At 69.9% G+C, this 14,016-nt stretch carries 11 protein-coding genes; 9 read left to right on the top strand and 2 right to left on the bottom strand.

The features are described from left to right. Nucleotides 1-6 precede the first annotated feature (6 nt). The 8 genes from carB (at nt 7) to BOSE125_RS06815 (ending at nt 10,743) form a co-directional block, all read left to right on the top strand. Nucleotides 7-3,333: a carbamoyl-phosphate synthase large subunit gene (gene carB, locus BOSE125_RS06850; protein ID WP_159551162.1), complete on the top strand. Its 3,327-nt coding sequence runs from the start codon at nt 7-9 to the stop codon at nt 3,331-3,333. Continuing rightward, nucleotides 3,330-4,295 carry an orotidine-5'-phosphate decarboxylase gene (gene pyrF, locus BOSE125_RS06845; protein WP_159551160.1) on the top strand — a complete coding sequence of 322 codons (966 nt, stop codon included), beginning with the start codon at nt 3,330-3,332 and terminating at the stop codon, nt 4,293-4,295. Before carB ends, pyrF begins: the two co-directional genes overlap by 4 nt. 209 nt (nt 4,296-4,504) lie before the next feature. After that, the gene (gene mihF / locus BOSE125_RS06840) at nt 4,505-4,819 is read left to right on the top strand and encodes an integration host factor, actinobacterial type (RefSeq protein WP_115931342.1); all 315 of its coding nucleotides are present in this window, start codon (nt 4,505-4,507) and stop codon (nt 4,817-4,819) included. 91 nt (nt 4,820-4,910) lie between these two features. Then, entirely contained in the window at nt 4,911-5,498 is a 588-nt protein-coding gene (gmk, locus tag BOSE125_RS06835; protein ID WP_159554846.1) for a guanylate kinase, read from the top strand. 96 nt (nt 5,499-5,594) lie between these two features. Beyond that, complete coding sequence (gene rpoZ, locus BOSE125_RS18180; RefSeq protein WP_159551158.1) at nt 5,595-6,023, top strand: DNA-directed RNA polymerase subunit omega; 429 nt, start codon at nt 5,595-5,597, stop codon at nt 6,021-6,023. Between the two features lie 42 nt (nt 6,024-6,065). Next, nucleotides 6,066-7,334, top strand: coding sequence for a bifunctional phosphopantothenoylcysteine decarboxylase/phosphopantothenate--cysteine ligase CoaBC (coaBC, locus tag BOSE125_RS06825; RefSeq protein ID WP_159551156.1), 1,269 nt, complete (start codon nt 6,066-6,068; stop codon nt 7,332-7,334). Nucleotides 7,335-7,390: 56 nt separating this feature from the next. Continuing rightward, entirely contained in the window at nt 7,391-8,596 is a 1,206-nt protein-coding gene (metK, locus tag BOSE125_RS06820) for a methionine adenosyltransferase (protein WP_159554844.1), read from the top strand. After that, complete coding sequence (locus BOSE125_RS06815) at nt 8,593-10,743, top strand: primosomal protein N' (protein WP_159551154.1); 2,151 nt, start codon at nt 8,593-8,595, stop codon at nt 10,741-10,743. The genes metK and BOSE125_RS06815 overlap by 4 nt, the downstream gene beginning before the upstream one ends. A gap of 34 nt (nt 10,744-10,777) precedes the next feature. Here BOSE125_RS06815 and BOSE125_RS06810 read toward each other — a convergent pair whose 3' ends face one another. Then, nucleotides 10,778-11,362, bottom strand: coding sequence for a TetR family transcriptional regulator (locus BOSE125_RS06810; protein ID WP_159551152.1), 585 nt, complete (start codon nt 11,360-11,362; stop codon nt 10,778-10,780). 172 nt (nt 11,363-11,534) lie between these two features. On the opposite strand from BOSE125_RS06810, the gene BOSE125_RS06805 reads away from it, so the two are divergent. After that, the gene (locus BOSE125_RS06805) at nt 11,535-12,758 is read left to right on the top strand and encodes a DUF418 domain-containing protein (RefSeq protein ID WP_201301154.1); all 1,224 of its coding nucleotides are present in this window, start codon (nt 11,535-11,537) and stop codon (nt 12,756-12,758) included. A 30-nt stretch (nt 12,759-12,788) separates the two neighbouring features. Here BOSE125_RS06805 and BOSE125_RS06800 read toward each other — a convergent pair whose 3' ends face one another. Continuing rightward, nucleotides 12,789-13,931 (bottom strand): alpha/beta fold hydrolase, encoded by a 1,143-nt coding sequence (locus BOSE125_RS06800; protein ID WP_236557856.1) that lies wholly within the window; start codon nt 13,929-13,931, stop codon nt 12,789-12,791. Between the last annotated feature and the right edge of the window lie 85 nt (nt 13,932-14,016).

Below are 14,016 nucleotides of genomic sequence, written 5' to 3'. Positions count from 1 at the left end.
GCCCCGATGCCCAAGCGCACCGATCTGAAGTCCGTCCTGGTCATCGGCTCCGGCCCGATCGTCATCGGTCAGGCCGCCGAGTTCGACTACTCCGGCACCCAGGCGATCCGCGTCCTCAAGGACGAGGGCCTGCGCGTGGTGCTGGTCAACTCCAACCCGGCCACCATCATGACCGACCCCGAGTTGGCCGACGCCACGTATGTGGAGCCGATCACCCCCGAGGTCGTCGAGAAGATCATCGCCGCCGAACGCCCGGACGCCGTGCTGCCGACCCTCGGTGGCCAGACCGCCCTGAACACCGCCATCGCCCTGGACAAGAACGGGGTGCTGGAGAAGTACGGCGTCGAGCTGATCGGCGCCAACATCGCGGCGATCGAGCTCGGCGAGAACCGCGAGCTGTTCAAGGGCGTCGTGGAGCGTTGCGGCGCCGAGTCCGCGAAGTCGGAGATCGTCCACAGCATGGACGAGGCCTTCGCCGCCGCGGAGAAGCTGGGCTACCCCATGGTGGTCCGCCCCTCCTTCACGATGGGCGGCCTGGGCTCCGGTATGGCCTACAACGAGGAGGACCTGCGGCGCATCGCCGGCGCCGGCATCCAGTACAGCCCCACCTCCGAGGTCCTGCTCGAGGAGTCCATCCTCGGCTGGAAGGAGTATGAGCTGGAGATGATGCGGGACCGCAACGACAACGTCGTGGTGGTCTGCTCCATCGAGAACTTCGACCCGGTCGGCGTCCACACCGGCGATTCCATCACCGTGGCGCCCGCCATGACCCTGACCGACCGCGAGTACCAGGCGATGCGGGACATCTCGATCGCCGTGATCCGCGAGGTCGGCGTGGACACCGGCGGATGCAACATCCAGTTCGCCGTGGACCCGGCCACCGGGCGCATCATCGTCATCGAGATGAACCCCCGCGTCTCCCGGTCCTCCGCCCTGGCCTCCAAGGCGACCGGGTTCGCCATCGCCAAGATCGCCACCAAGCTCGCGCTCGGATACACCCTGGACGAGATCCCGAACGACATCACGCGGAAGACCCCGGCCTCCTTCGAGCCGGTGCTGGACTACGTGGTCGTCAAGGTGCCGCGCTTCGCCTTCGAGAAGTTCCCGGCGGCAGACCCCACCCTGACCACCACCATGAAATCCGTGGGCGAGGCCATGGCGATCGGCCGCAACTTCTCCGAGGCCCTGCAGAAGGCCCTGCGGTCCCTGGAGCAGAAGGGCGCCGAACTCTCCTTCGACATCCCGGACGCGGACGAGGTCGCCACCCTGATCGAGCAGTCCAGAATCCCGACGACGGACCGCCTCGCCCAGGTCCAGCGCGCCCTGCTGGGAGGCGCGAGCCTCGAGCAGCTCTTCGAGGCCACCCAGATCGACCCCTGGTTCCTCGACCAGCTGGTGCTGATCAATGAGGTCGCCACGGACGTGGCCGCAGCCCCTGAGCTGGACGCCACCGTCCTGCGGCACGCCAAGCGCCACGGCTTCTCGGACACCCAGATCGGCCAGCTGCGTTACCTGGACCCGGCCGTGGTGCGCGGCGTCCGGCACGCCCTGGGCATCCGCCCCGTGTACAAGACCGTGGACACCTGTGCCGCCGAGTTCGAGGCCTACACCCCGTACCGGTACTCCAGCTATGACCTGGAGGACGAGGTCACGGACCATGCCAAGCCCTCCGTGATCATCCTCGGTTCCGGCCCGAACCGGATCGGCCAGGGCATCGAGTTCGACTACTCCTGCGTGCACGCCACCATGGCCCTGCGCGAGGCCGGTCACGAGACCGTGATGGTCAACTGCAACCCCGAGACCGTCTCCACGGACTATGACATCTCCGACCGTCTGTACTTCGAGCCGCTCACCCTGGAGGACGTGCTGGAGATCATCGCGGCCGAGGAGCGCAGCGGCGGCGTCCTGGGCGTGTTCGTCCAGCTCGGCGGCCAGACTCCGCTGAAGCTGGCCCAGGAATTGGCGGACGCCGGCGTGCCGATCCTCGGCACCTCTCCGGCGGCGATCGATCTCGCCGAGCACCGTGGCGAGTTCGCCCGCGTTCTCGACGAGGCCGGGCTGGTGTCCCCGAAGAACGGCACCGCCGTCTCCTTCGCCGATGCCAAGCGCGTGGCGGACGAGATCGGCTACCCCGTCCTGGTCCGTCCGTCCTACGTGCTCGGCGGCCGCGGCATGGAGATCGTCTATGACGAGGCGTCCCTGCTGCGGTACATCACCAACGCCACGGAGATCACGGCGGACCACCCCGTGCTGGTGGACCGGTTCCTCGAGGACGCGATCGAGATCGACGTGGACGCGCTCTTCGACGGCACCGACCTGTACATCGGCGGCATCATGGAGCACATCGAGGAGGCCGGCATCCACTCTGGCGACTCCGCCTGCGTGCTCCCGCCGATCAACCTCGGCCCGGACACCCTGGCCCGCGTGCGCGAGGCCACCCGCGGCATCGCCGCCGGAGTCGGCGTGCGCGGACTGATCAACATCCAGTTCGCCCTGGCCTCGGACATCCTCTATGTCATCGAGGCCAACCCCCGCGCCTCGCGGACCGTGCCGTTCGTCTCCAAGGCCACCGGTGTCCAGCTGGCCAAGGCCGCCGCGCTGATCGGCACCGGCCGGTCCATCGCCGACCTCAAGGCCGAGGGCCGGCTGCCCTCCGGCCATGACGGCTCGTCCCTGCCCCTCGACGCCCCCGTGGCCGTCAAGGAAGCCGTCCTGCCCTTCGCCCGCTTCCGCACCAGCGAGGGGCGCGTCGTCGATTCCCTGCTGGGGCCCGAGATGCGCTCCACCGGGGAGGTCATGGGGATCGACAAGTACTTCGACACCGCCTTCGCCAAGAGCCAGGCGGCAGCGAACAACCCGCTGCCGACCTCCGGGCGGGTCTTCGTGTCCGTGGCCAATCGGGACAAGCGCGGACTGGTGATGCCCGTCAAGCGGCTGGTGGACCTCGGCTTCACCATCGTCTCGACCGGCGGCACCGCGGAGGTCCTGCGCCGCAACGGCATCCACGCGGACGTGGTGGACAAGATCGCCGACGCCGGTGCCGGCACGGACCCGGCGAACACCGGTGCCGGGACCATCCTGGAGCAGATCGAGGCCGGTGAGATCGCCCTAGTGGTCAACACGCCCTCCGGTGGTGACGCCCGCGGTGACGGCTATGAGATCCGCGCGGCGGCGACCTCGATGGGGATCCCCACGATCACCACGCTCGCCCTCTTCGGTGCCGCCATCCAGGCCATGGAGGCCCTGCGGGAGTACACCTGGGACGTCACGTCCCTGCAGGAGCACGACGCGCGGTTGGCCGCGGCCGTGGCACGCTCCGGTTCCGGAGCATGACGGCACCGGCGGCCGGATCCGGCGACGCCGGCCGGGCACCGTGGGGTGCACGGCTGGCCGCCGCGATGGACGCGGCAGGTCCGCTGTGCCTGGGCATCGACCCGCACCCGCAGCTGCTCCACGACTGGGACCTTCCGGACACGCCCGTGGGCCTGGAGCGATTCTCGATGACGGCCCTGGAGGCCGCGGCGGGGGAGGGCGGGTCCTCCGCCGTCGCCGCCATCAAGCCGCAGGTCGCACTGTACGAGCGGCATGGTTCGGCCGGCTTCGCCGTCCTGGAGCGGCTGCTGCGGGAGGCCCGTGCCGAAGAGGTGCTGACCATCGCCGACGCCAAGCGCGGCGACATCGGGTCCACGATGGCCGGCTACGCCGAGGCGTGGCTCTCGGACGATTCACCTCTGGCCGCCGACGCCGTCACCCTCAGTCCCTATCTCGGCTATGACTCGTTGGCTCCGGCCCTGGAACTGGCCGAGGCCACCGGGCGGGGCGTGTTCGTCCTGGCCCTGACCTCGAATCCCGAGGGCGCCTCGGTCCAGCACGCCGGCGGCCTGGAGGGATCCGTGGCCCGGTCCATCACCGCCTCGGCAGCCCGGGACAATGCGCGGGCGCTGGCCTCCAGTCACGTCACCGGCACCACCGCCACCACCGTTGCCCACGAGGAGTCCGGGCCCGGTGGCGGCACAGTGGCCCGCCCGGCCCTGGGTCCGGTCGGTCTCGTGGTCGGCGCCACCGTGGCCGGCCAGGCCCAGCGGCTGGGCTTGGACCTGGCCGGCGTCCGAGGCGCGCTGTTGGCTCCGGGATTCGGCGCCCAAGGTGCCTCGGGGGCCGGGATGCGTACCGGCTTCGGTTCGGCCTGGCCCTCCGTGCTGGCCACCTCCAGCCGGGCCATCCTGCGCCGGGGGCCCTCCGTCGGCGGACTGCGCGAGGGCATTCGGGAGGCGTTGGAGGATCTGGGCGGGTAGATTCGCTCCGGTATCCGGGCGCGCCGTGACCCGAGCGTGACCTGCGGGGACGCTCCGGCGCCCCTGAGAGTGACCTGCATCACCGTTCGATAAACTTCAGCCCCCCGATGGTGGGCTGCAGACCTGACCGGGGTACATCGGGTACTTTACGTCCAAGTCACGGCGATATTGCCGTGACGGTTGAAACCTAGTCCCCGAGGTGGAACGTCATGGCCCTGAAGGAACTGTCTGCCGCAGAACGGGAAGCGGCCCGGAGCAAGGCCCTGCAGGCACGCACGGCGCGTGCGGATCTGAAGGAGTCCTTCCGGTCGGGCAAGTCCAGTCTCGAATCGGTCTTCGCAGCGGCGGACGAGGACGCCGCCATCGGTCGCATGCGCACGGTGGACCTGCTGCAGACCCTGCAGGGAGTGGGTGAGGTGCGGGCCGCGAAGATCATGGAGTCGTGTGGGATTTCCCCCAATCGGCGCCTCCGCGGCCTCGGCCGCCGGCAACGGGAGGCGTTGATCGCCTATATTGGCCGGTAGCCCTTTTCCGGGCCGCGCCAGTCCCACAGGAGGTTCCTTGACCACCCCCGACGTCCCCGCCGCCCGGCCGGTCAGCCTCCGACCCGAACACCTGTCCGCTGCGGGTGGGGAGCGCCCGCGCGTCACGGTGCTCGCGGGACCGACCGCCGTCGGCAAGGGCACGGTCTCCCAGTTCATCCGGGAGCACTATCCCCAGGTGTGGCTCTCCGTCTCAGCCACCACGCGGAAGCCCCGGCCCAATGAACGGGAGGGGCAGCACTACTTCTTCGTGGAGCCCGAGCACTTCGATGAGCTGGTCTACCAGGACCAGATGCTGGAGTGGGCTGTGGTCCATGGCGTGAACCGCTATGGGACCCGCCGGGACACGGTCCAGCGGGCGCTCGACGACGGCCAGCACGTCCTGTTGGAGATCGACCTGCAGGGCGCGCGGCAGGTCAGGCAGGCGATGCCGGAGGCGACGTTCGTCTTCCTGTCCCCACCGAATTGGGACGAATTGGTGCATCGACTGGTGGGCCGCGGCACGGAATCTCCGGAGGAACAGCGCCGACGGCTGGAAACGGCTAGAATGGAACTCGCTGCCGAGCCGGAGTTCGATGCCGTGGTGGTCAATGACACCGTGGAACGCGCCGCACAGGAGTTGGTCCGCATCATGGGATTGGACCCTGACGACCACCTCTAGGCCGCTCGGCCGGGCCGCAGCGCCAGGACCGTGAGCGGTCGTCGGCAGCGGCGCAGACAACGCATCAGCAACAGAATCACCAACCGTGGAGAACTAGTGACCGAACAGTACGAAGGCATCGTCAACCCGCCCATCGACACCCTGCTGGAGAAGGTTGACTCGAAGTACGCCCTGGTGCTTTTCGCCGCCAAGCGTGCCCGCCAGATCAACGCGTACTACTCGCAGCTCCATGAGGGCCTGTTCGAGTACGTCGGCCCGCTGGTGGACACCAAGCTCAACGAGAAGCCCCTGTCCATCTCCATGCGGGAGATCGAGGAGGACCTCCTGGAGGCCACCCCGATGACCGAGGAGCAGATCGCCGCAGAAGCCGAGGGTGACTTCGGCACCTTCGAGCTGCAGAGCTCGGCTGAGGCCGCCTTCTCCGACGACGCGTTCTCCGCTGAGGGCGTGGGCGAAGAGGCTGCGGTGGAGATCACCGAGATCGCTGATACCGAGACCCCCGACGAGGACGAACAGCAGGCCTGACCTCGTTTTCGACTCCGGGAACGAGCCGACTAGGTTTGACCCATGAGGATCGTTCTCGGAGTCACCGGCGGCATCGCCGCCTACAAGTCCGCACTGCTGTTGCGGCTCATGACCGAAGCCGGTCACCAGGTGGACGTGGTCCCCACGCCTGCCGCCCTGAATTTCGTGGGGCAGGCCACCTGGGAGGCGCTCTCGGGACGCCCCGTGCGGACGGACACCTTCGAGGCCGTCGAGACGGTCAACCATGTCAGGCTGGGCCGTGAGGCCGAGCTTGTGGTGGTGGCCCCCGCCACCGCCGATTCCCTTGCCCGCGCTGCCGCCGGCCTGGCCCCGGACCTGCTCGGCAACGTCCTGCTCACCGCCACCTGTCCGGTGCTGATGGTCCCGGCCATGCACACCGAGATGTGGACCCACCCGGCCACCGTCGCCAATGTCGACCTTCTCCGCTCCCGCGGCATCACCGTGCTCGATCCCGATTCCGGGCGGCTCACCGGCCAGGACACCGGGCCGGGGCGGTTCCCGGAGCCGGACCGCATCTGGGCCCAGGCGCAGGCTCTGGTGGTTGACGGTCTGAGGACCAGCCGTCCCGCCGCCCAGCAGAACGGGGCTCTGACCGGACGCGCCGTCGTCGTGACCGCCGGAGGCACCCGGGAGGCCCTGGATCCGGTGCGCTACCTCGGCAACCGGTCCTCCGGCAAACAGGGTGTGGCCGTGGCCGAGGCCGCACTGGCCGCCGGTGCCCGCGTCACGTTCATCGGCGGCGCCATGAGCGTGGAGCCGCCCGCCGGCGCGGAGGTGATCCGGGTGGAGTCCACCCAGGAGCTGCACGATGCGGTCATGGCCCACGCGCCGGATGCCGATGCGCTGGTGATGGCGGCCGCCGTCGCCGATTTCCGACCCGTGGAGTATGTGGATTCGAAGATCAAGAAGTCCGAGGACGGCTCCAACCCGGTGATCCGCCTGGAGCGCACCCCGGACATCCTCGCCGAGGCGGTGCAGGCCCGTGCCGCCGGACAGCCGATGCCGGGCACCATCATCGGATTCGGTGCCGAGACCGGTGACGCCACCGCCTCCGTGCTGGAGTTCGGCAGTGCCAAACTCGCCCGCAAGGGCTGTGAGATGCTCGTGGTCAACCAGGTCGGCCGGGACAAGGTCTTCGGTCAGGACACCACCGAGGTCACCATGCTCTTCGCCGACGGGCGGGAGCCGGTGGCCGCCGCGGGGGACAAATCGGAAGTGGGCGTGGCGATTGTGACCGAATTGGTGGGCCTGATGGGCCCACTCGGCCGGCTGGATAGGATGGATCAGTGACTGACGCAGAGAAGGCAGAAGATTCCGGTACCACCGGCTACGAGTCCTACCAGGGCATCGGGGGAGGCGAGCTCCGGCTGTTCACCTCCGAGTCGGTGACGAGCGGCCATCCGGACAAGATCTGCGACCAGATCTCGGACTCGATCCTGGACGCGATCCTCGCCCAGGACCCGAACGCCAAGGTGGCCGTCGAGACGCTGACCACCACGGGCCTCGTGCAGGTCGCCGGCGAGGTCAACACCTCGGCCTATGTGGAGATCCCCCGGATCGTCCGGGACACGATCCTGGCGATCGGCTACGACTCCTCGTCCAACGGCTTCGACGGTGCCAACTGTGGTGTCAACATCTCGATCGGCCAACAGTCCTCCGATATCTCGGATGGTGTGCTGACGTCGCTGGAGAACCGTGAGGGGTCCGTGGACAGCGTCGACCTCCAGGGAGCCGGGGACCAGGGCATCATGTTCGGCTACGCCTCGAACGAGACCCCGGTGTACATGCCGGCCCCGATCTATCTGGCGCACCGGCTCTCGGAGCGGCTCACCGCCGTGCGGAACCTGGAGCAGACGCCCATGCCGTACCTGCTGCCGGACGGCAAGACGCAGGTCACCGTGGGCTACGGGGAGGACGGTCTGCCGAAGACCGTGGAGACCGTGGTGGTCTCCACCCAGCACCTCGACGAGGTCACCCTGGATGAGTTGCGCGAGGACGTGGTCAAGCACGTCATCCGCCCCGTGCTGGCCCAGTCCGGGCTGGAGATCTCCGGCGCGGCCTTCATCGTCAACCCCGGCGGCAAGTTCGTCATCGGCGGGCCGGTGGGCGACGCCGGCCTCACCGGGCGCAAGATCATCGTCGACACCTACGGGGGCATGGCCCGCCACGGGGGCGGTGCCTTCTCCGGCAAGGATCCGTCCAAGGTGGACCGCTCCGCGGCCTACGCGATGCGCTGGGTCGCCAAGAACGTGGTCGCCGCCGGCCTCGCCGACCGCGCTGAGTTCCAGGTCGCCTACGCGATCGGCAAGGCCCGGCCGGTCGGCCTGTACGTGGACACGTTCGGGACCGAGAAGGTGGACCAGGCCACGATCATCGAGGCGGTCAACGAGGTGTTCGACCTGCGCCCGCTGGCCATCATCCGGGACCTCAACCTGCTCCGCCCGATCTACCGGAAGACGGCCGCCAACGGTCACTTCGGCCGCGAGGACCCCGACTTCACGTGGGAGCGGCTGGACCGCGTCGACGCCGTGCGCGCTGCCGTCGGTTGGTGACCGGGGAACCCCTCTTCGATCTGCCCGTACCCCCACCGGTCACGGGACTGCCGGAGGTGGCCGGCGGCTGGCCCGACGATCCCGTGGCCCGTGTGCTGCTGGACTCGGGCGTGCCGCACCTGGACCGGGAATTCGACTACCTGGTGCCTCGCGCCCTCGACGATGTGGCCCGTCCCGGCGTGCGCGTCCGCGTGCGCTTCGGCCATCAGGACGTCCTCGGCTGGCTGACCTCCCGCGGTTCCGAACCCTCCAGCGGGGCGAAGCTGCTGCCGTTGCGCTCGGTGGTCTCCCCGGAACCGGTGCTGACCCCTGAGATCTTGGACCTCGCCCGCGCCGTGGCGGCGCGCTACGCGGGAAACGTGGCCGACGTGCTGCGGGTGGCCGTGCCGCCGCGCGTGGCGAAGGTCGAGAAGGCCCTGAATGCCGAGGCGGAGGCGCCGGAGGCCACGGGTACGCCGGTTGCCAGTAGCTTCTCCGGTGCAACGGCGGCCGAGGGTTTCGACTGGTCCCCGCTGAGGGGGGCCGAGGCCTTCTTCCGGCAGGTCCGGGCCGGGGACGGCCCCCGCGCGGCCTTCACCGTGCCCAGCGCCCACGGCGCGTGGGACACCGCCTCCCTCCTGGCGGATGCCGCCGCCCGGACCGCGGAGGCCGGCCGGGCCGCCGTCGTGGTGGTGCCGGACCAGCGCGACCTCGAACGGCTGTGCCGTGCCCTGGACCGGAGGGTGGGCCCGGAGGGTTATGCCCGCCTGACCGCCGACGACGGCCCCACCCCCCGGTACCGTGCGTTCCTGCAGCTGCGGCGCGGGCTGCGCCGGATCGCAGTGGGCACCCGCTCTGCCATCTGGGCTCCCGTGGAGCACCCCGGCCTGGTCGCGGTCTGGAACGACGACGACTCCCTGCACGCCGAACAGCGGTCCCCGTATCAGCACGTGCGGGACGTCGCCCTCGTGCGGTCCGAGTTGGCCGGCGCCGGGCTCCTGTTGGCCTCGACGTCGCGCACCCCTGAGGTGCAGCGGTTGGTGGAGTCAGGGTGGCTCGGGGAACTGGGGGTGGGCCGCGAGACGATCCACGCGGTGACCCCGCGCGTGGTGTCCACGGCGGACTCCTGGGAGACCGAGCGTGATCCCCTGTTGGCCCGTGCCCGGCTGCCACAGGCAGCATGGAAGGCCGCGCGAGAAGGACTGGAGGGTCAGCACGGCACTCCCGGGCCGGTCCTGGTGCAGGTCGGCCGGAGCGGCTTCATCCCCGCGCTGATCTGCCGGGATTGCGGGACCCCGGCCCGCTGCCGCCATTGCACCGGCCCGTTGGGATTCCCGGACCGTACCGCTTCAGCCCGCAATGAGGCCGCCTGCCGGTGGTGCGGACGGCGCGAGCGGCACTTCGAGTGCCCGGAATGCGACTCCTCGCGGCTGCGGGCCGGCTCCCGCGGCGTGGACCGGACTGCCGAGGAACTCGGACGCGCGTTTCCGAACACCCCGGTGCTCTCCTCCTCCGGGGACCACATCCTCGCCACCGTGGATGACACTCCGGCCCTCGTGGTCGCCACGATCGGCGCTGAGCCCGTGGCGCCGGGGGGCTACGCCACGGCACTGCTGCTGGACGGAGACTCGCAGCTGCAGCGCGAGGGGCTGCGCACCCCGGCACAGGTCCTGTCCCGCTGGTTCGCGGCGGCGGCCCTGGTGCGGTCACGCCAGGACGGGGGAGTGGTGGTGGTCACGGCCTCCCAGGACGACGTGGTGGGGGCCCTCGTGCGCATGGACCCCGCCGGGTACGCCTCGCGCCAGCTGGCCGAGCGGCGGGAGCTGCACCTGCCGCCCGCCGTCCGCATGGCCGAGGTGTCGGGGCCGGCGAACGCGGTGACGGCGTTCATGGACCTCGTGGAACTGCCGGGCACCTCCACGGACCTGCCGTGGATCGGACCCGTGCCGGTGGAGGACTGGACTGGCGGTGAGGGACCGGGCGGTGCTGGCGGCGGCCCGGGACGCGCCGGCCATGCCGAACCGCTGCGTCACCGGGCGCTGTTGTTCTTCCCCTACGGCGCGGCACGGAGTGTCATCGATGCTCTGCGGGCGGCCCGATCCGCCTCGAGTGCGCGGCGCCTGACTGAACCTGTCCGGCTGCGGATCGACCCCTTCGACCTTCCGTAGTAGGCCTGCCGTGGGATCAGTCCGGTCCTCGGCTCTACGGCGTCACCACCGCATCGATGGCGTCCTCCAGCACACCCCGTTCCCTCCTGCGGTCCAGGTCGCCGGACGCGGGCATGGCACGCCCGATCGCGAGACCGTCGATGACGGTGAGCAGGAACAGAACCTGGCGGGATCTGTCACCGGGGGCCACGGCGCCCTCTGAGTCGAGCACGTCCAGCCAGGACTCGACTCGGGCGTCCGCGCCGCGGCTGAAGTCTGCCAAAGCGGATTTGGTCCGGGTGTTCGAGACGATCCCCTCGAAACTGCGGAGCAACTGAACCCAGAATTCCCGGGCCTGGCCTCCCTCACCGATGGGTGTCAGCAGGTTCATCAGGCATTCCAGGAGCCGTTCCCGTGCCGGGAGGGACGTGTCGTGGATGCGCTCGTCCGGGTACTGATCCGAGAACATCTTCTGCCACACGGTTTCGAGGAGTTCACGCTGCGTGGGGAAGTGGTGGCGCAAGGTGCTCGCGCCCACGCCGGCCCGAGCCGCCACGGCGCGCACGCTGGGACGGGTCTCCAAGCCTTCGACCACGATGGCCGTTGCGGCTGTCACGATGCGATCGCGGGTGTCGTTCATGAGGTCCTTTCCCCGGTCGGGCCGCCAGGACCCACCATCACTAGTACGCCGTACCGGTACGCTGTGCTACATTGTTCTCTGGAGCTAGCACAGTGTACCGGACGGCGGTGATCAGCATGGCTCCCACCGCTCCAGAACGTGGAGGACTGCAGTGAATGACCCTTCAGGCGCCGTGAGCGCCCACACCCTGCCCCAACCGCCAGAACGAGCCACCACCACCCCGCTCAGTGCCCGCGCGCTGGCCCCTGATCTCGCCCGCGGCCTGATGCTGCTGTTCATCGCCCTCGCCCACGTTCCGTGGTTCCTGTACCACCTGCCGGCGGGCGTCTCGGGCATGCATCCCATCGTGGGAGGCGCCGTCGATCGCTGGGCCCAGGTGATGACGATCATCGCCGTCGATGCACGCACCCACACGATGTTCGCGTTCCTGTTCGCCTACGGGATCGGACAGATGTACTCGAGACAGCGTGCCCGCGGGGTCGGTGAGCCGCAGGTGCGCCGCCTGCTGGGACGCCGACACCGGTGGATGATCGTGTTCGGGGCGCTGCATGCGGTGTTGCTGTGGCAGGGGGACATCCTGGGCACCTATGGCCTGCTCGGACTGATACTCGTGCCGCTGTTCCTGGGGCGCAGTGACCGCACGCTGCGCGTCTGGATCGTCGTATTGCTGTCCCTCTCCGCCCTCGGGGCGCTCATCTCCACCCTCGGCGTGCTCCTGGCGCCCACCGCTGCGGCCGGGGTGGTTCCGGCCGATCTGCAGCGGCTGAGTATGGCCGAGCCCGACTATGTGCTCTCGGCGCTGTATCGCACCGGGATGTGGGTGCTCGGTCTGGCCTCCGGCCTCCTGACCCTGGCGCTGCCGACCGCCTTCCTCGCCGGGCTGCTGGCCGCCCGGCATCGGATCCTGGAGGAACCGGAACGCCACCTGCCTCTCCTGCGTCGTCTCGCGGTCCTCGGCATCGCCTGTGGCGTGCTCGGCGGCGTGGGGCTGGTCCTGGAGCACAGCGGCATCGTCTCCGCCACCGGGGGCAGCGTGTTCTCGCCCCTGCACTTCCTGACGGGCATCGGCCAGGGCATCGGCTATGTCGCGTTGTTCGGCCTCGTCGCCCAGGCACTCGCGCAGCGAGGCCTTGACCGTCTCGTCCCGGTGCAGGCCGTCGTCGCACTGGGACGCCGCTCGCTGAGTGGCTACCTCGCGCAGTCGGTGCTCTTCATCCCCCTGCTGGCCGCCTGGGGGTTCGGCCTGGGAGCGCATCTGTCCAGCTGGTCCGCAGCAGTGGTGGCCATCGCCACCTGGTCACTCACCGTCGTGGCGGCGTATGCACTGGAGCGCTCGGGCCGGCGCGGGCCCGCAGAGGTCCTGCTCCGGAAGCTCACGTACCGTTCCGGACGGTGACGGCCCGGAGGAAGAGTTGCGGTGCCGCGGTCAGGTCCGGCCGAGCTCCGCCCGGAACGCCGAGATCAGCGTGGCCGCTTCGGGCGCCCGCTCGTAGTGGATGAGGTGACCCACTCCGTCGAGGATCTCCAGCTGGGCGCGGGGGGAGGCCCTGCCGATGCGGCGGGCAAGCTTCTTCTGTCCGCGCACGGAGCCCAGTTCGTCGTCAGCGCCGGCCACGAGCAGCACCGGGAGCCGCAACTGCTCGGCCACGTCCAGGACCGACCCCGTGGTGGAGGCACGGTAGGCCTCGACGAGGACCTGGCGGTGGTCATAGGCGGAGAAGTAGTTCTGGTGCTGGTCGTGCAGGTAGGCCAAGGTGTGGCGGTCCGCGGTCTTGGCCATGACGGTCCCGGTGATCCAGACGACGAGCGGCGAGGACAGCAGGGCGCTCCCGAGCCGTTCGGGCAGGGCCGCCGAGACCTCGTAATAGCCCTCCGCGATGCGGGACATCAGGACCTTGGAGGTGGAATCGTCCGCCGCCAGGGCGGGTTCACAGATGGGGTTGAGGAGCACCAGGCCGTCCCAGCGCTCCGGGTCGGCGGCCGCCAGCTGGGCGGCGATCACGGAGCCGAAGGAGTGTCCCAGCAGCGTCGGCCGGGGCAGATGGGAGGGCGGGACGGCCGCCCGCCGGCCGGCGGAGGTTCCCGGCACCAGCCCGAGTGCGTCCACGGCGCTGCCGAGGACCGTCACATAGTGGGCGACGGTGTGCGGGGCGTCCGGGAAGGCCGGCGAATGGCCGAAGCCGGGCAGCTCGGGAAGGAAGATCTCCAGGCCCGGCAGGCAGTCCGCCAGCAGGGCCAGTCCGTGGTGGTCCCCCCGGAACCCGTGGAGGGCCACGATCGGCGTCCGGTCCCCGCCGAACCCGCCGAACCCGCCGAACCCGCCGGACTCGGCGGTGGGCTGGGCGACACGCGCGTCGCCGGCCGGTGACTCCACCGCGTAGTGCCACACCGCCAATGGCGTGGGCCGGCCGGACACGGGGTCCGGGACCTCGACCATGATCCGCTCCGGGGTCCGTGCGGAGAAGCCCGTGATGACCGAGGTGTCCCGGGGTGCCGGGGGGACCACCACGCGATCACGGAGGCGGATGGGCAGGGGGCGTGCGGTGACCGTCGGCGGGGGAGTGCTCACCCCCTCAGGTTAACCAGCTTTTCGCCGGCGTCCTCGGTGCTGCTCCGCCGTTGCACCCGGATTGGACGAGCGGGGGTGGATAGGC

Source organism: Citricoccus sp. K5 (assembly GCF_902506195.1).
GTDB lineage: Bacteria > Actinomycetota > Actinomycetes > Actinomycetales > Micrococcaceae > Citricoccus.
This window is presented reverse-complemented; position numbering and strand designations above follow the sequence as displayed.